This is a genomic window from Sphingomonas sp. LR60 (assembly GCF_036855935.1).
Classification (GTDB): Bacteria; Pseudomonadota; Alphaproteobacteria; order Sphingomonadales; family Sphingomonadaceae; genus Sphingomonas.
Genome location: NZ_JASPFK010000001.1, coordinates 1,802,840 through 1,820,136, shown reverse-complemented (window position 1 = coordinate 1,820,136; position 17,297 = coordinate 1,802,840). Strand labels below are relative to the sequence as shown.

At 67.6% G+C, this 17,297-nt stretch carries 13 protein-coding genes and 2 pseudogenes; 7 read left to right on the top strand and 8 right to left on the bottom strand.

Translation table 11 applies throughout. From position 1 onward, the window contains the following. From rapZ to QP166_RS08285, 4 genes are read right to left on the bottom strand one after another with little or no spacing between them, the layout of a single operon-like run. Nucleotides 1–897 (bottom strand): RNase adapter RapZ, encoded by an 897-nt coding sequence (rapZ, locus tag QP166_RS08300; RefSeq protein WP_333915486.1) that lies wholly within the window; start codon nt 895–897, stop codon nt 1–3. Then, complete coding sequence (locus QP166_RS08295) at nt 894–1,325, bottom strand: HPr kinase/phosphorylase (protein ID WP_333915485.1); 432 nt, start codon at nt 1,323–1,325, stop codon at nt 894–896. The genes rapZ and QP166_RS08295 overlap by 4 nt, the downstream gene beginning before the upstream one ends. Continuing rightward, nucleotides 1,322–2,887, bottom strand: coding sequence for a sensor histidine kinase (locus QP166_RS08290; protein ID WP_333915484.1), 1,566 nt, complete (start codon nt 2,885–2,887; stop codon nt 1,322–1,324). The genes QP166_RS08295 and QP166_RS08290 overlap by 4 nt, the downstream gene beginning before the upstream one ends. Continuing rightward, nucleotides 2,856–3,560 carry a response regulator transcription factor gene (locus QP166_RS08285; protein WP_333915483.1) on the bottom strand — a complete coding sequence of 235 codons (705 nt, stop codon included), beginning with the start codon at nt 3,558–3,560 and terminating at the stop codon, nt 2,856–2,858. Before QP166_RS08285 ends, QP166_RS08290 begins: the two co-directional genes overlap by 32 nt. A gap of 167 nt (nt 3,561–3,727) precedes the next feature. Here QP166_RS08285 and QP166_RS08280 point away from each other — a divergent pair, with 167 nt between their 5' ends. From QP166_RS08280 to QP166_RS08265, 4 genes and pseudogenes are all read left to right on the top strand, one after another. Further along, nucleotides 3,728–5,338, top strand: coding sequence for a phosphoenolpyruvate carboxykinase (locus tag QP166_RS08280; RefSeq protein ID WP_333915482.1), 1,611 nt, complete (start codon nt 3,728–3,730; stop codon nt 5,336–5,338). Nucleotides 5,339–5,563: 225 nt separating this feature from the next. Continuing rightward, nucleotides 5,564–7,021, top strand: a complete 1,458-nt coding sequence (gene guaB, locus QP166_RS08275) for an IMP dehydrogenase (protein WP_333915481.1) — start codon at nt 5,564–5,566, stop codon at nt 7,019–7,021. Between the two features lie 532 nt (nt 7,022–7,553). Beyond that, a pseudogene (locus QP166_RS08270) lies at nt 7,554–8,704 on the top strand (RsmB/NOP family class I SAM-dependent RNA methyltransferase). Nucleotides 8,705–8,737: 33 nt separating this feature from the next. Then, nucleotides 8,738–9,262, top strand: a complete 525-nt coding sequence (locus QP166_RS08265; RefSeq protein ID WP_333915480.1) for a tetratricopeptide repeat protein — start codon at nt 8,738–8,740, stop codon at nt 9,260–9,262. A 4-nt stretch (nt 9,263–9,266) separates the two neighbouring features. On the opposite strand, the gene rsmA is transcribed toward QP166_RS08265, so the two are convergent. The 4 genes and pseudogenes from rsmA to QP166_RS08245 form a co-directional block, all read right to left on the bottom strand. Continuing rightward, entirely contained in the window at nt 9,267–10,088 is an 822-nt protein-coding gene (rsmA, locus tag QP166_RS08260; protein ID WP_333915479.1) for a 16S rRNA (adenine(1518)-N(6)/adenine(1519)-N(6))-dimethyltransferase RsmA, read from the bottom strand. Continuing rightward, the gene (gene pdxA / locus QP166_RS08255; RefSeq protein ID WP_333915478.1) at nt 10,085–11,074 is read right to left on the bottom strand and encodes a 4-hydroxythreonine-4-phosphate dehydrogenase PdxA; all 990 of its coding nucleotides are present in this window, start codon (nt 11,072–11,074) and stop codon (nt 10,085–10,087) included. The genes rsmA and pdxA overlap by 4 nt, the downstream gene beginning before the upstream one ends. A 10-nt stretch (nt 11,075–11,084) precedes the next feature. After that, nucleotides 11,085–12,437 (bottom strand): peptidylprolyl isomerase, encoded by a 1,353-nt coding sequence (locus QP166_RS08250; RefSeq protein ID WP_333917296.1) that lies wholly within the window; start codon nt 12,435–12,437, stop codon nt 11,085–11,087. A 78-nt stretch (nt 12,438–12,515) separates the two neighbouring features. Further along, nucleotides 12,516–14,751, bottom strand: a pseudogene (locus QP166_RS08245) (LPS-assembly protein LptD). A 150-nt stretch (nt 14,752–14,901) separates the two neighbouring features. Here QP166_RS08245 and QP166_RS08240 point away from each other — a divergent pair. From QP166_RS08240 to ndk, 3 genes are all read left to right on the top strand, one after another. Next, the gene (locus QP166_RS08240) at nt 14,902–16,344 is read left to right on the top strand and encodes a leucyl aminopeptidase (RefSeq protein ID WP_333915477.1); all 1,443 of its coding nucleotides are present in this window, start codon (nt 14,902–14,904) and stop codon (nt 16,342–16,344) included. 9 nt (nt 16,345–16,353) lie between these two features. Then, nucleotides 16,354–16,794: a DNA polymerase III subunit chi gene (locus tag QP166_RS08235; protein ID WP_333915476.1), complete on the top strand. Its 441-nt coding sequence runs from the start codon at nt 16,354–16,356 to the stop codon at nt 16,792–16,794. Between the two features lie 80 nt (nt 16,795–16,874). Further along, nucleotides 16,875–17,297, top strand: coding sequence for a nucleoside-diphosphate kinase (ndk, locus tag QP166_RS08230; protein WP_333917295.1), 423 nt, complete (start codon nt 16,875–16,877; stop codon nt 17,295–17,297).

The window sequence follows — 17,297 nt, the reverse complement described above, 5'->3', positions numbered from 1 at the left end:
TCATTGACCGTGTGGGCGTCCCTCGAGCGCATCCTGCGGGGCCGCCGCAAGGTCCCGATGCACGATGGTGGGGCATAATCCCGCGTCGCGCAACCGTCCAGCGATCCGCTCCGCGACATGGACCGAGCGGTGTTTGCCGCCGGTACAACCGATTGCGACGGTGACGTAGGGTTTTCCTTCGGCCCGATAGCGCGGGAGCAGCAGCAGCAGCAGGTCCTCGATCTTTCCGACCGCTTCTTCATAGGCCGGGTCGGCGGCGATATAGGCCGCGACCGCCGGGTCCTGTCCCGTACGGGGACGAAGCGCCGGGTCCCAATGCGGGTTCCGCAGGAAGCGCATGTCGAACACCATATCGACCCCCGCCGGGATGCCGCGCGCGAAGCCGAACGATTCGATCGTCAGCGTCGTGCCGACCCCGGTATCGCGCGCGAACATCTCGCGCACCTGTTGCGCCAGCGTATTGGCCTTGAAGGTCGTGGTGTCGATCAACCGGTTGGCGCGCTCGCGAAGCGGGGCGAGCAGACGTCGCTCGCGCTGGATGCCCTCGACGGCGGGTCGATCGTCGGCGAGCGGGTGGCGGCGTCGCGTCTCGGCGAAGCGCCGCGTCAGTTCCTCTCCCGAACAGTCGAGGAACAGCATCCCGACATTGTCGCCGCGCTGGCGCAATTCCTCGAAGCGTCGCAACGCCGTGTCGGCATCGAAATTGCGCGTCCGCGTGCCGAAACCGATCGCCAGCGGGCGAGGGGCCTCGTCGGGGTCCGTGGGCGGCGCGACGACGCGCGGCAACAGCGACAAGGGTACGTTATCGATCGTCTCCCAGCCGAGATCCTCCAGCGTCTTCAACACCGTCGAGACGCCTGCGCCCGCCATGCCGGTCACCAGCAGCACTTCGTTCATCGTTCGGCCTCTTCGACAGGCGGTTGTTCGGCGAGCGCCCATTCGACCTTGATCGGCGCGGATGGCCAGCGCGGATCGATCACGACCTCCGGGACGGTGACCCCGGCGAGCACGATTGTGCGCGGCTCCGGCATCCGCTCGTCTTCGCCCGCCAGCACGACCGCGAGCGACACCGGAACCTCAGCGCGGGCAGGGCGCGCGACGACTCCGATCCCGCGCACCTCCATCTGCCCGGCGATCGTCGCCGGGGACCGCGCGATCAACACGCCATCTTCTTGCGCGAGAAGAGTATAATCATCGGCTACCAGAACGGCGCCGCGATCGATCAGTCGCATCGCCAGATCGCTTTTGCCCGCGCCCGACGGTCCGGTCAGCAGCACGCCGCGCGTGCCGATCGCGACGCAGGTCGCATGGATGGTCGCGGTCACGCGCGCGCCGCCAGCGGCAGGCGCACCACGAAGCGCGCGCCGCTCAACCGGTCCTCGCGCGATTCGACGCCGATCTCCCCCTGATGCGCCTCGACGATCGTCCGCGCGATCGCCAGCCCCAGACCGGAATGCTGCCCGAATGTCTCCTCGGCGGGGCGCACCGAATGGAAACGGCGAAAGATCGCCTCACGCGCTTCCTCGGGGACGCCGGGGCCCTCATCCTCGACCCATACCTCCAGCATCGAACGGTCGCGCCGCGCTGCGATCGTCACGGTGCCGCCTTCTGGCGAGAAGGAGATCGCATTGTCGATCAGATTGGCGAAGACACGCTCCAGCCGCGCGCCTTCACCCGCCACGATCAGCACGTCATCGAGCGGATCGAAGCGCAGGCGCACGTCATACGCGGGGCCGCGCGCCTCGCGCTCGGCGACCATCGCCGCCAGCATCGCCGCGACATCGACCGGTTCGAACGTCGCGCGGCTCAGCTGTGCATCGAGCCGCGACGCCTCGGAAATATCGCTGATCAGCCGGTCGAGCCGGTGAACGTCATCATTGACGATCCCGAGCAGCTTCGCGCGCAACTCGGCATCCTCGACCCGCCCCATCGCGTCGGTGGCGGAGCGCAGCGAGGCGAGCGGGTTCTTCAATTCATGCGTGACGTCGGCCGCGAACGCCTCGGTCGCGTCGATCCGCGCACGCAGCGCCAGCGTCATGTCCGACAGCGCGCGCGCCAGCATGCCGATCTCGTCACGCCGTTCGGGCAGTCGCGGCACCGTCACCTCGCGCGCACGTCCGAGCCGCACGCGCACCGCCGCGCGCGCCAGTGACCGCAGCGGCACAACGATCGTCCGCGCGAGGAACAGCGACAGACCGATCGAGATCACGCTTGCCACCAGCACCACCACGCTCAGCCGGTAGCGCTCGGCGCGCACCCGCTCGGTCACGTCGCGCGCGTTGACCGCTGTCAGTAGCGCGAACCCGTCGCCGAGCGGTGCGGCGGCGGTAATCACGGGGGTGCGATCGGGGGCGCGCCACAAGGTCTGCGCGCTGGCCGCACCAGCAAGGACGGCGCGCACGTCGGGCCACCGTCGCCCGTCGCGCTGCTCGCGATAGCCGGGGGCGAGCGGCGCGCGAACGATCCGGTCGATCGCCGCGTCGAGCCAGCGTGCACTGCGGCGCGCGATCGGATCGTCATCGGGATCGTCGAGCCGGAAGTTGTTGACCCCCAGCGCCCGGCTGTCGGCCAGCATTGCGCCGTCGCGATCGTACAGCCGCACGCGCGTGCCCGTTTCGCGCGCCAATCGCGCGATCGTGGCGTCGCGCGCCGCCAGCGGGATCGGCGCCAACGCCTCGGTCATCAACCGCACTTCGCGCCCCGCCTGCGTCGAGCGCTGGTCGAGAATGCGGCTACGGAACGATTCGAGGTAAAAGAACCCGCCGGCCAGCAGCAGCAGGGCGAGGACGTTGACCGCCAGGATGCGCGGCGTGAGCGAGACCTTGCCCGACCACGCCCGCGCCTGTTCGGCGGCGTCACTCCTCCGAAAAGCGGTAGCCGGCGCCATAGAGCGTCTCGATCGAATCGAAGGCGGGGTCGGCTTCGCGGAACTTGCGGCGCACGCGCTTGATGTGGCTGTCGATCGTGCGATCGTCGACGTAGATGTCGTCCTGATAGGCCGCATCCATCAACTGGTTGCGCGTCTTCACGATGCCGGGGCGCTGTGCCAGCGTTTCGAGGATCAGGAATTCGGTGACGGTCAGCGTGACGGGCTGGCCGTCCCATGTCACGCGGTGCCGCGCCGGGTCCATCACCAGCCGCCCGCGCTCGATCGGCCCCTGCGTTTCGGCCTCGCCTTCCGCACCCGCCTGCGCCGGCTCGGTCCGCCGCAGGATCGCGCGGATGCGCGCGATCAGCAGCCGCTGGCTGAATGGCTTGGCGATATAATCGTCCGCGCCCATCGCGAGGCCCAGTGCCTCATCCAGTTCGTCGTCCTTGCTGGTCAAGAAGATGACCGGCAACCGGCTCTTCTCGCGCAGCCGGCGCAACAGCTCCAGCCCGTCCATCTTCGGCATCTTGATGTCGAAGATCGCGAGATCGGGCGGATTGTCGGTCAGCGCCTTCAACGCCGCCTCGCCGTCCGAGTAGAGCCGGGTCATGAACCCCTCGGCCTGCAGCGCGATCGATACCGACGTCAGGATGTTGCGATCGTCGTCGACCAGCGCGATCGTGGCGGTCATGGATTGGTCCCGGTCATCACGCCCGCAGCGGTAAGCCAAAGCGCGACGCCGCTCAACGACAACATCGTCCCGCCTGTTTGTTTAACGTGTTTGACGCGCGGCTTGTACCATCGTATCTCGCTGCCATCGAACGCGCTTTCCGCAAGCGCCCTTAGGAGGACGGACCTTTGAGCCATCGCATTCCCGACGCCGGGCTTGAGACACAGGGCATCGAGACCCGCGCCACGTTGCACTGGAATCTCGTCACCGCACGCCTGACCGAAGCCGCGGTCGCGCGCGGCGAGGGCAAGCTGTCCGCCGACGGCCCGCTGGTCGTCGAGACGGGCGCGCACACCGGCCGCTCGGCGCAGGACAAGTTCATCGTCCGCGATGCCGAAACCGAATCGACCGTCTGGTGGGGCAAGTCGAACAAGGCGATGGACCCGGCGCAGTTCGCCGCGCTCAAGGAGGATTTCCTCACCGCGCTCGGCACCAAGAGCGATTTGTTCGTCCAGGACCTGTACGGTGGTTCGCAGCCGTCGCACCGCGTCCGCGTCCGCGTCATCAACGAGCTGGCGTGGCATAACCTGTTCATCCGCACGATGCTGGTCCGCCCGGAGGAGAAGGATCTCAAGGGGCTCGTTCCCGATTACACGATCATCGATCTGCCAAGCTTCCGCGCAGATCCCGCGCGTCACGGCTGCCGCAGCGAGACGGTGATCGCGGTCAACATGACCGAGAAGCTGATCCTGATCGGCGGCACGCGCTATGCGGGCGAGATGAAGAAGTCGGTGTTCGGCATCCTCAACTATCTGCTTCCGCCGACCGGCGTCATGCCGATGCACTGTTCGGCCAACATGGGCGCGGACGGGCGCACCGCGGTGTTCTTCGGCCTGTCGGGCACCGGCAAGACCACGTTGTCGGCCGATCCGAAGCGCACCCTGATCGGTGACGACGAGCATGGCTGGTCCGACGACGCGGTCTTCAATTTCGAAGGCGGCTGCTACGCCAAGATGATCCGCCTGTCCGAGGATGCCGAGCCCGAGATCTTCGCCACCACCAAGCGCTTCGGCACCGTGCTCGAAAACGTCGTCATGGACGAGGTGACGCGCCAGCTCGACCTCGACGACAACAGCCTCGCCGAGAACAGCCGCGGTGCGTACCCGATCGACTTCATCCCGAACGCCTCGGAAGAGAATATGGGCGGCACCCCGCGCAGCATCGTGATGCTGACCGCGGACGCTTATGGCATTCTGCCGCCGATCGCGAAGCTGACGCCGGATCAGGCGATGTACCACTTTCTCTCGGGCTATACCGCGCGCGTCGCGGGCACCGAGATTGGCGTGACCGAGCCGGATGCGACCTTCTCGACCTGCTTCGGCGCGCCGTTCATGCCGCGCCACCCATCGGTCTACGGCAACCTGCTCAAGGAACGGATCGCGAAGGGCGGGGTGGATTGCTGGCTGGTCAACACCGGTTGGACCGGCGGCAAGTACGGCACCGGCCACCGGATGCCGATCAAGGCGACCCGTGCGTTGCTCGACGCCGCGCTCGACGGCAGCCTGAACGATGCCGAGTTCCGCACCGATCCGAATTTCGGCTTCAAGGTGCCGGTCGCGGTGCCGGGCGTCGACAGCGCGATCCTCGACCCGCGCGCGACCTGGGCCGACAAGGCGGCCTATGACGCGACCGCGGCCAAGCTGGTCGACCTGTTCAACGAAAACTTCGCGCAATTCGCGGAGCACGTCGACCAGGGCGTCCGCGAGGCGGCGCCGAAAGTGGCGAAGGTCGACGCCTGACGCCACCGTGCTCCGGCGAACGCCGGAGCCCAGGGCCACGCAGACCAAAAGACGTTGTCTGGTCTGGCCCTGGGTTCTGGCGTTCGCCGGAGCACAAGCGTTCCCGGCTATCTGCGGGACGCATGTGTGAAGTGCGGAGAAGGGACGGGCCACTCCCCCTAGCGATTCTCCCGCATCGCGGTTACATGGCGCGCCACTTCCTTCCCCCACAGGATTCGGCGTTCCATGAACATCCGCCTCGGCCTCACCTTCGACGACGTGCTGCTCGTGCCCGCGGAGTCGAGCGTCCTGCCCGGCGCGGCCGATACCCGCACGCAGGTGACGCGCGGCATCGCGCTCAACATCCCCGTGCTCTCTTCGGCGATGGACACCGTCACCGAGGCCGACATGGCGATCGTCATGGCGCAGCTCGGCGGAATGGGCGTGCTACACCGCAACCTGACCGTCGACGAACAGGTCGCGGCGGTGCGGCAGGTCAAGCGCTTCGAAAGCGGGATGGTCGTCAACCCGATCACGATCGCGCCGCAGGCGACGCTGGCGCAGGCGCAGGCGCTGATGGCCGCGCACCGCATCAGCGGCATCCCGGTGGTCGAGAGCGACGGCAAGCTGGTCGGCATCCTCACCAACCGCGACGTCCGCTTCGCCGAGAACCCCAACCAGCCGGTCGCCGAGCTGATGACGCACGACAATCTCGTCACCGTCTCGACGGGCGTCGGGAAGGAAGAGGCCCGCCGCCTGCTCCACCACCGCCGCATCGAGAAGCTGCTGGTCGTCGACGACGCCTATCGCTGCGTCGGGCTCATCACCGTCAAGGACATCGAAAAGGCAGTCATGTACCCCGAGGCGACCAAGGACACCGCGGGACGCCTGCGCGTCGCCGCCGCCACCACGGTCGGCGACAAGGGCTTCGGCCGTACCGAGGCGCTGGTCGACGCCGAATGCGACCTGATCGTCATCGACACCGCGCATGGCCACAACAGCGAGGTCGCGCGTGCGGTCGAGCGCGTCAAGAAGCTGTCGAACGCGGTGCAGGTCGTCGCGGGCAACGTCGCCACCGGCGAGGCGACGCGGGCGCTGATCGACGCGGGCGCGGACGGGATCAAGGTCGGGATCGGCCCGGGCTCGATCTGCACGACGCGCGTCGTCGCGGGCGTTGGCGTGCCGCAGTTGACGGCGGTGATGGACTGCGCCGAGGCCGCGGCGAAGGCCGGCGTCCCGGTGATCGCCGACGGCGGCCTGCGCACCTCGGGCGATCTCGCCAAGGCGCTCGCAGCCGGGGCGGGGACGTGCATGGTCGGATCGCTGCTTGCCGGCACCGAGGAAGCGCCAGGCGAAACCTTCCTTTATCAGGGGCGTGCGTACAAATCCTATCGCGGCATGGGCAGTGTCGGCGCGATGGGCCGCGGCTCGGCCGACCGCTATTTCCAGGGCGAGGTCCGCGACCAGCTCAAGCTGGTCCCCGAGGGGATCGAAGGGCAGGTCCCGTACAAGGGACCGGCGCGTGACGTGATCCACCAGCTCGTCGGCGGCATCAAGGCGGCGATGGGCTACACCGGCTCGGCGACGATCAAGGACCTTCAGGCGCGCGCGCAGTTTGTCCAGATCACCGGCGCGGGGCTCAAGGAGAGCCATGTCCACGACGTGACGATCACCCGCGAGGCACCCAACTATCCGACGCGCTGAGGTCCGCGCCTGTCCTACAGCGGCGGTTTGTGGCACGGCGGGGCAATGATGTGCCCTCCTGGCCATGCCGATGTATCTAAGCGGGCTGAACCCGAACCGCTCTCACCGTTCGTGCTGAGCTTGTCGAAGCACGTGAAGCGAGGGGGCCCATGACGCACACCCGCTGCGTCGGATCGATCGCCCAAAATAGGTCCGGAACAAGCTCAACATTCGCACATTCAACGTGCGATCGTCTCAACATTCGCAACATTCGCCGCGTCGGACTATCCCTGTACCAGGCCGTCACCCCGGCGAAGGCCGGGGCCCAGTTGGGGGACGTTGGTGGCTTACAACGACGGCTCCGTCACTGGACCCCGGCCTACGCCGGGGTGACGCAGATGGAAGAGCGACCGCAACAACTCGCCACCGTCTCAACATGCACAACATTCGCATCCTCTTTCGTTCGCCCTGAGGAGCGGCTGAGCTTGTCGAAGCTGCGTCTCGAAGGGCCGCTACCCTACATCGAACCCCATCAAATGCCGAAAGCGCCGCAATGACCCCCGCCGCCCGCACCCAAGCAGCGATCGACCTGCTCGACGCGATCGTCACCGCCGCGCGTGAGGGCGGGGCGGCGGCGGATACGCTGATTTCCCGTTATTTCGCGCAACGCCGCTACGCCGGCTCGAAGGACCGTCGCGCGGTTCGCGAATTGGTCTATGCCGCGATCCGCCGCCTCGGCGAGCGACCCGCCGATGGCCGGGCCGCGATGCTCGCGCTCGCCGCGACCGACCCGGCCCTCGCCGCGACCTTCGACGGCTCCACGCACGGTCCCGCCGCGATCGGCGACGAAGCGCCCGCCGCCGAGGGGCTTCACCCGCGCTGGCTGAGCGAGCGGCTCGCCGCCGCCGGGATCGGCGAGGACGAGCAGCGCGCGCTGATCGATCGTGCCCCGCTCGACGTGCGTCTCCATCCGGAACACGCCGATCTCGACTTGGCCGGTGCCGAGCCGATCCCCGGCCTTCCGCTCGCCCGCCGACTTCCCGCCGGCAGCGACATCGCCGCACATGCCGGTGCGCTCGAGGTGCAGGACGCCGGCAGTCAGGCGGTCACGCTTGCCGCAGCGGTCGCACCGGGCATGACCGTGCTCGATCTGTGCGCGGGTGCGGGCGGCAAGAGCCTCGCGATGGCCGCGCAAATGGCGAACGAGGGGCGGATCGTCGCCAGCGATGTGGATCGAACCCGGCTGTCCCGGCTTGCCCCGCGCGCCGAAAAGGCCGGCGCGACGATCATCGAAACGCGCCTGCTCGACCCGAACCACGAAGCCGAAGCGCTCGCCGACGTGCAGGCCGACGTCGTGTTGATCGACGCACCGTGCTCGGGCACCGGAACGTGGCGGCGCAACCCGGAGGCGCGCTGGCGGCTGACCCCGCACGGCTCGACCGGCTGATCGAGACGCAGCGCCACGTCCTGTCCATCGGTGCGGGCGCGGTGAAGCCGGGTGGCGCGCTCGTCTACATCGTCTGCTCGCTGCTCGATGGAGAGGGCGCAGCGCAGGTCGACGCCTTTCTTGCGGCTTATCCGGGGTGGCAGGCCGAACCGCTCGCCTTGCCGTTCGGTCGTCCGCATCACGCCGGCACGCGCCTGACCCCCGCGCATGACGACACCGACGGTTTTTTCGTCGCACGGCTGCGGGCGCCATGCTAACCAGGCCGGATCGTGTCGAAGCTGGAGCCGTTCATGCGTTTCACCGCTATCGCCATGGCCGCCTCGCTGGCGCTGGTGTCGATCTCCACCGCGCTCCACGGGCAGCGGCCTGACGATCAGATCGACGCCCGCAGCACAGCCTTGCTGCAACAGGGCAAGGCGGCGCGCGCGGCGGGCAACCTGGAGGGCGCGACCGACCTGCTCGAAACCGCGGTGACCGTCGATCCGCGCAACCGTCAGGCGTTCGTCGCGCTGGCGGGCGTGGCGGAGGCGCGCGGACTGCCGGGCAAGGCGATCCGCCTCTATCGCGAAGCGCTGCTGCTCGAACCCAACGATGTCAACGCTTTGGCAGGGCAGGGCGAGGCGATGGTCGCGAAGGGCGCGGTGGAGCGCGCGCGTCAGAACCTCGCCAAGGTGCGCTCGCTCTGCAAGGGCACGTGCCCGCAGGCGACGACGCTCGCCTCCGTCATCGCCAAGGGGCCGCCGATCACGACCGCGCAGGTCGGCGCAAACACCACCACCGCCGCGACCGGATCGACACCGACGTCGGACGATTGAGCCGTCAGCTCAACCGTTTGGCGACTGCGACGAATTCGGCGACGCTCACCGTCTCGGCGCGTCGCGTCGCCTCGATCCCCTCGGCCTCAAGCGCCTCCAGTGCCCCGGGCACGCCGCGCAACGACTGGCGCAACATCTTGCGCCGTTGCCCGAACGCTGCGGCGGTCACCCGCTCCAGCACCGGGAGTGCCACGCCCTCCGGCGCATCGGTCGGGGTGATGTGCACGACCGCCGACATGACCTTGGGCGGCGGGGTGAAAGCGGAGCGGTGCACCGGCATGGCAATCTTCGCGGTCGACCGCCACTGCGCCAGCACCGCCAGCCGCCCGTAAGCATCACCCCCGACCGGCGCGACGATCCGCTCCGCCACCTCGCGCTGGAACATCAGCGTCAACGATTTCCACCACGGCAACCATTCGGCCGACAACCAGCCGATCAGCAGCGCAGTGCCGACGTTATAGGGCAGGTTGGAAACGATATTCGGCGCGCCCTCGAACAAGGCCTGCGCGTTGATCTCTGTCGCATCACCCTCGATCACCCGCAGCTTGCCCGGATACGCCGCCTCAAGCTCGGCCAGCGCCGGGATGCAGCGCCGGTCGCGCTCAATGGCCGTGACCCGCGCACCCTGTGCCAGCAACGCCCGCGTCAGTCCGCCGGGACCAGGGCCGACCTCCAGCACCTCGGCATCGGTCAGGTCGCCCGGAATGCGCGCGATCCGCGCCAGCAATTGCGCATCGAACAGGAAGTTCTGCCCCAGCGCCTTAGACGCCGACAGGCCATGCCGCGCGATCACGTCGCGAAGCGGCGGCAGTTCCGGTGCGGTCATGCGCCGGCGCGGTGCGCCGCAGCTTCGGCGGCCATCAGGATCGCCGCGATCGTCGCGCCGGGATGCGCCGTGCCCTTACCCGCAATCCCGAACGCCGTGCCGTGATCGGGAGAGGTCCGCACGATCGGCAGACCGAGCGTGATGTTGACACCGTCGTCGAAGAACAAGGTCTTGAGCGGCACCAGCGCCTGATCGTGATATGGGCAGAGCGCCACGTCGAACCGCGCCCGTGCCCGCGCGTGGAACATCGTATCCGCCGCCATCGGCCCGCTGACATCAAGGCCCTCGTCGCGCAATTGCTCGATCGCTGGTTGCATGACGTCGATCTCCTCCCGCCCCAGCGCGCCGTTCTCGCCAGCGTGGGGGTTGAGGCCGGCAAAGGCGAGCCGCGGCCGCTCGATCCCGAAATTGCGCATCATCGCGCGCGCCGTCACCCGCGCCTTGGCGAGGATCAAGTCGACCGTGAGCAGGCCCGACACATCGGCGAGCGGGACGTGCGTCGTCAACGGCACGACGCGCAAGCCGGGCCCTGCGAGCATCATCACCGCATTATCGCGCGCGATCCCGCAGCGCTCGGCAACGAATTCGGTCTGTCCGGGGTAGGTAAAGCCGGTCTGATAAAGCTGCGCCTTGGAGACCGGCCCGGTCACCAACGCTCTTCCGGCCCCCGAACGCACCAGCCCGGTTGCCAGTTCGAGCGCGCGTACCGCACATCGCGCGCCATCGATATCGGGCATACCGGGGACGATCTCGCCCGCATCCTGCACGGTCAGTACCGGCAGCGCCTCGGCAAACACGTCAGGCACCGCGTTCAGGTCGGTCACCGCCGCCACCGGTCCGTCCCAGACGCGCGCGATCGCACGGCGGTCGCCTACCGCCACGAACGGGGGCAAACCGCGCTCGCCGCGTGCATCCCAGGCCTTGGCAATCGTCTCCGGACCGATCCCCGCGGGATCGCCCATGGAAATGACGATCGGGCCGGTCATGCTCGATTCCTCAACGATACTCGATCACCGCGTCGCGTCGAAGGTCGCGCAACGCCTGCTGCGCGCGCAGGTTCACGCGCTGTTGCTCGAGCTGGTTCTGGATCTGCTGCGCACCCGGCAGCTGACCGCCGGCTGCCTCGTCGCGCCCGCACATCACCAGCGTACGCACGCCCTCGCTCGGCGAGCCGAACGGCGGGGTCGCCTGTCCAACCTGCAACTTCAGCATGATCGCCTGCAATGGCGGCGGCAGATCGCGGATGCGGATCGCATCATTGTCGACCACCTCGGCGTTCAGCGACGCCGCGACCTTCGCCACCGATCCGCAGCCTTGCAACTGCTGGATCGCGGTGGCGAACGCGCTGGTGCGCGCGGTAGCCTGCGCCTGCGTCGTACCGGCCGGGAATTTGATCGTCAGCTGCTTCAGGCTCAACCGTGCATCACGCGGATCGGCGGTCAGCACCTGTCGCTTGTCGACCAGATACAGGATCGAGAAGCCGCCCGGCGTCGCGACCGGTCCGGCGACCTGACCGACCTGCATCGTCTGCGCAGTCTCCGCCAGCGGTTCCGGCAACTGCGCCGCACGCACCCAGCCCAGATCGCCGCCGACGCCGCGCGTCGACGCCTCGGAGAAATTGCGCGCGAAATAGCTGAACGGCGCCTGGCCCTTGCTGATCTCGGCGATCAACTGCTTGGTATTGTCGAACACCTGCTGCTGACGATCCGGCGTCGCGGCGAGGTAGATTTCGTTGAGGTGGTATTCCTCGGTGCCCTTCGCGGCCTCGAGCCGGTCGAGGATCGCCTTCACCTCTTCGTCGCCGACGTTGACGAACGGCTCGACACGCTTGCTGAGATAGCGGTTCCACGCCAACTCGCCCTCGATCTGGCGACGCAGCGAACGATCCGACGAGCCCTGCTCACGCAACCAGGTGGTAAGCTGCGCAGGTGTCTTCTGAAGATTGCGCGCCACGCCGGCAAAGGCCTGGTCGATCTCGCCCTTGGTCACGGTGATGTCCGCCACCTTCGCCTGCTGGATCTGCAGCGTCTCGTCGATCAACTGCCGCAGCACCTGCAACTGAAGCTTCTCGCGTTCCTCCGGGTTCAGCTTGGCGTTGTTGGCCGCCGCGATGAAGTTGACGCGCTGGTCGACATCGGTCCCGGTGATGATCGCTTCGTTGACGATCGCGGTCGCCTTGCGGATGTTCGGATCGACCTTGCCGAAGATCTGGAGATCCTTCGGAAGGTTCAGCCCGGTCGTGTCACGCGCGGGCTCGGCGTCCTGCGCCAAGGCAACGCCCGTCACGCCCAGCGCTACGATCGTCCCCAGCAACCGGCGGGTCAGCGCCGCGCCCTTTGTTTTGATCATCACGTCCGTCTCGAAATCCCGATGAGGTGCGCCCGCAGCCGCCACGGCGCTTGTGGCGGGAACCAACTGAACCGCGGCTTAGCGGCCGAGGTTCTTGAAGGAAAGCGTCAAGAGATAGCTGTTGCCGCTCCGGGCGTCGCCGACGTTGCGGTAATCCCGCTTCCACGCCAGCCCCAGATTGAGACAATCATCCTCATATGCGACCCCGATACGATGGCGGATCGGGGTGAATCCGTCCGACGTCGACAACGGATCCTCGGCGCGGTTGGTAAGGTCGACGATCGCCGATCCCCAGACCGACCAGAAGCGCGTAACCCCGATACGGCCGCCGGCACGCACTTCCTCGCGATCCTGCAAATCCTCCAGCACGTCGATGTCGCGATTGAGCCGCAGATAGCCGACCGTGGCATAGGTCTGGCGTGTCCCGACCGTCGCATCGATCTCGTTACGGCGAACGGAGAAATTGTCCTTGTCGATGCGATAGCGGTGGGTGAGCGTCACCAGCTCGCCGAAGCGGATGTTGGTACGCCCGACGATATCGGAGAAGCGGTCCGACAGTCCGGTGCCGTCGGGCAGGATGCTCGGCCGCTCGTTGAGGCGGTAACTCTGACCGACGTTGGCCGAGATCGCGATACGATCCAGGTCGAGTGCCCATTCCGCGCCATAGGTCACGCGGCTCGAATCTTCCCAGCGGTCGTAACCGGAGAAGCGATTGAGCGCGAACAGGTTCAGAATCCTCGAGGTCGACCGCGCGGGCGTCCTCGTTCGGCACCTGGATGTTGCGGGTCTTCGGCGCGGCGACGATCTGCACGCGCGGGGTGAAGCGCTGAAAGCCGCCGAACAATTCACCGACGAACGGCCAGCGGACATCCGCCGCCAGCGCACCGATGAGCCGCGTCTGGAAGCCCTCGACCCCGCGATAGCTGGCGATCGAGGTCGCCGCGACATTCTGCGTATCATAGGCGTCGGCGCGGCCGAACGCGGTCAGCGTCACTTCCTGACCCAGCACGGTGATCCCGCGCCAGTCCCAGCGTGCGCTGCCGAATGCGCGCTGTGTGTCCTGGCCGGCCTTGCGCCCGATCGCCAGTGTGTTGAGCTGGATCTGCAACGTCCCGCCGAGCAGCGCATCGGGCACCCGGCGGCGATAGTCGATCTCGGGTAGCGCGACCGGCTGCATTCCTTGTTGGTCGCCGACGCGCAACGTCTGCACTGCCCAGCCGGCGATCGACAGATAGCTGTTCGGATCGACGCGCTCGAGCGCCAGTGTCGTACGCAGGCGGTCTTCATTGGAAATGTCGTATCGACGCAGGAACGTGCGATCGGTCACCAGCCGCAGCGAGCCCGACAGGCTCCAGTTGGGATCGAACTGGAAGCGCCCGACACCGTCCAGATAGCCGCGGAACGCGCGCTCGGTGTCCGAAGTGGTGATGTCGGCGAGGTTCTGCGTGCGTCGGCTGCTCGTCGCGAAGCCACGGATGGAATAGGCGCCCAGTTCGTTGAGCCCGCTGTAGCGCGCCTCCATCATCGGCACTTCCGACGTGAAGATGTGCGGGGCGAGGACCAGCGACTGGTTGGCGCCCAGCGCGAGATTGAACGGCAGCACCAGCTCGGCACCGTTCAGTCGCGTCAGCCCGATCGAGGGCGTCAGCAGGCCGGTGTCGTTGCTCGCCGCGACCGAGTTGCTGAAGCGCGGCAGGGCCGGGCTGGTCAGCCCGAACAGGTGGAAGCGCGCGCCCTCGTAGTAAACGCGCTCCTTGTCGGGGTGGTAGGTGACCTTGACTGCGGTGATCTTCCACGTCGGGTCGCGCGGGCAGCCGTCCGATCCGGTGACCGCGCAGGGCGAGTAGACCGCGCGGTCGAGGTTCATCGTTCCGTCGGCCTCTCGCACGCCGCGCACCGCCGCCAGCCGTCCGCCTTGTTCGAGCACGACCAGCAGATTGTCGACGACGCCGTCCTTCAGCGTATCGGTCAGCTCGATCGAATCTCCGTACGCGACGTCGCCCTGCGGATTGGTCACCGCGACGTTGCCGGTCGCGACGACGCGCCCGCTCTTGCGGTTCCAGACCACCTTCTCGGCCCGGAGCCGTTCGCCGGCACGGCTCATCCGGACCTCGCCCGTCGCGGTCACGACATCGGCCTGATAGTCATATTCGAGCGCACCGGCGCTGAACTGCACCTGATCGCTGTCCGCCGGGGCGGCGGGAGCCGAAGCCGGGGCGAGGCCGTCGCCCGCGCGGTCCTGAAGCGACTGCGCCGCGGCCGGTACGGCAAGCGCCAGACACAGCACGCCGCCGGCGAGAAGATCGAAACGCATCACGTCGTCGTCGTTGCCCCGTTTGCGCGACCGGCCGGAAATGGCGGACACGCTCTTGCCGCCTATCGCATCGCCACGCCGAGGCTGCAACGCTTTGCCATTTCATGGTCCGGTGCCTAGGTAGGCGGCATGTTGCAAGAGGATACAGGAATGCAGATCGCCTTCACCGTCGACCGCCCCGCAAACGCTGCGGTGCTGGCGCTGCCGATCCGCAAGGATGCGACGCTGACCGGACTGATCGACGGAGCGGACGCGCTGATCGCCGCCGCCGCGGCGGGGCAGCGGTTCACCGGCGAGGCGGGCAGCGTTGCGGAGGCGTTCGTAGCCGCGGGGCAGGGGACGCAGCGCGTGCTGTTGCTCGGTGTCGGCAGCGGTGACGATGCTGCGTTCGAGCGCGCGGGCGGCGCGTTGACCGCGCGGCTGCTCACCTCGGGCGTCACCGATGCGGTCGCCGATCTCCACGGGGTGTCGCCGTCGGCCACCGCGCGCTTTGCAGCCGGTGTCGTACAGCGCGCGTGGCGCTTCGACGAATATCGCAACAAGCTTTCGGATAAGCAGAAGCCGACGCTGACCGCCGTCACGATCGTCGGCGACGACGCCGGATGGACCGGGCCTGAAGCGGTGACGCGCGGTCTGGGCCTTGCGCGCATGCTTGCGACGCTGCCGCCGAACATCCTCTACCCGGAAAGCTTCGTCGAGCGTGTGCTGGAGGCGGTCGACGGTCTCGGGCTCGAGGTCACTGTCCTTGATGAGCAGCAGCTTGCGGATCTGGGCGCGGGTGCCTTGCTCGGCGTGTCGCAGGGCTCGCGACGGGAAGCGCGCGTCCTCGCCCTCAAGTGGTTGGGAGCCGGCGAGGGCGCGCCGCTGACCGCGTTGGTCGGAAAGGGCGTAACCTTTGATACCGGGGGCATTTCGATCAAGCCCGCGGCTGGCATGGAAGATATGAAGTGGGACATGGGCGGTGCCGCGGCGGTGGCCGGCGCGATGCTGTCGCTCGCCACTCGTAAGGCAAAAGCCAATGTTATCGGTGTCATGGGTCTGGTCGAGAACATGCCCGACGGCAATGCGCAGCGGCCGGGGGACGTCGTTACCAGCATGTCGGGCCAGACGATCGAAGTCATCAACACCGACGCCGAGGGACGGTTGGTGCTGTGCGATTGCATCACCTGGGTCCAAAATACCCACAAGCCGACGCGGATCGTGGACCTTGCGACGCTGACCGGAGCGATGATCGTCGCGCTCGGTAACGAGTACGGCGGGCTTTTCAGCAACGACGATACGCTCGCCGGGCAGTTGCTGGCGGCGGGCCTCGCCACCGGCGACAAATTGTGGCGGTTCCCGCTCTCCGACGCTTACGACAAGCTGATCGACTCGCCGATCGCCGACGTGAAGAACGTCGGGCCGCGCGGCGCCGGCTCGATCACCGCGGCGCAATTCCTCCAGCGCTTCGTCGACGACGGCGTCGCCTGGGCGCATCTCGACATCGCCGGTATGGTGTGGGCGGACAAGGACGGCCCGACCTGGGCGAAGGGCGCGACCGGTTATGGCGTGCGCGTCCTCGACCGGTTCGTCGCCGACACCTGCGAGAGCTAAGGCGGCGCGATGCAGGTCGACTTCTACCATCTGAGCCGGATGCCGCTGGAGCGTGCGCTCCCGCAGATCGCGGCGAAGGTGGTGGCGTCGGGCGCGCGGCTGTTGATCGTCGCCGCCGATGCCGAACGGCGTGCGGCGCTCGACCGGTTGCTGTGGAACTATGCGCCCGACAGCTTCCTGCCGCACGCGCAGCAGGGCGGGGCGGCGGACGAGCGCCAGCCGATCCTGATCGCCGCCGACGTCAACCCTGCCAACCGCGCGCGGTACATCGCGCTGGTCGACGGCGAGTGGCGTGACGCCGCGCTCGATTTCGACCGCGCCTTCCACTTCTTCGACGAAGAACACATCCGTGCGGCGCGGGCGGCGTGGAAGGAACTGGCCGCGCGCGACGGCGTCGAGCGGCGCTATTGGAAGCAGAACGATGCCGGGCGCTGGGAACAGGCGGCCTGAGCGCCAGCTTGCATCACCGCCCGCGTCCGCCTAGGGCGACGCCACTTCCATCCTATTCATTTCAGGAGCCCGTGACCGTCATGGCCGCGAACCGTACCTTCTCGATCATCAAGCCCGATGCCACGCGCCGCAACCTGACCGGCGCCGTCACCAAGATGCTGGAGGAGGCCGGCCTGCGCGTCGTCGCTTCCAAGCGCATCCAGATGACCAAGGAGCAGGCCGAGGGCTTCTACGCCGTCCACAAGGAGCGTCCGTTCTTCAACGATCTGGTCACGTTCATGACCTCGGGTCCGGTCGTCGTGCAGGTGCTGGAAGGGGAGAACGCCATGCAGCGCAACCGCGACATCATGGGCGCCACCAACCCAGAGAACGCAGCGCCGGGCACGATCCGCAAGGAACTGGCCGAGTCGATCGAGGCGAACACCGTGCACGGTTCGGACTCGGACGAGAATGCCGAGATCGAGATCGCCTATTTCTTCAAGCCGGAAGAAATCGTCGGTTGA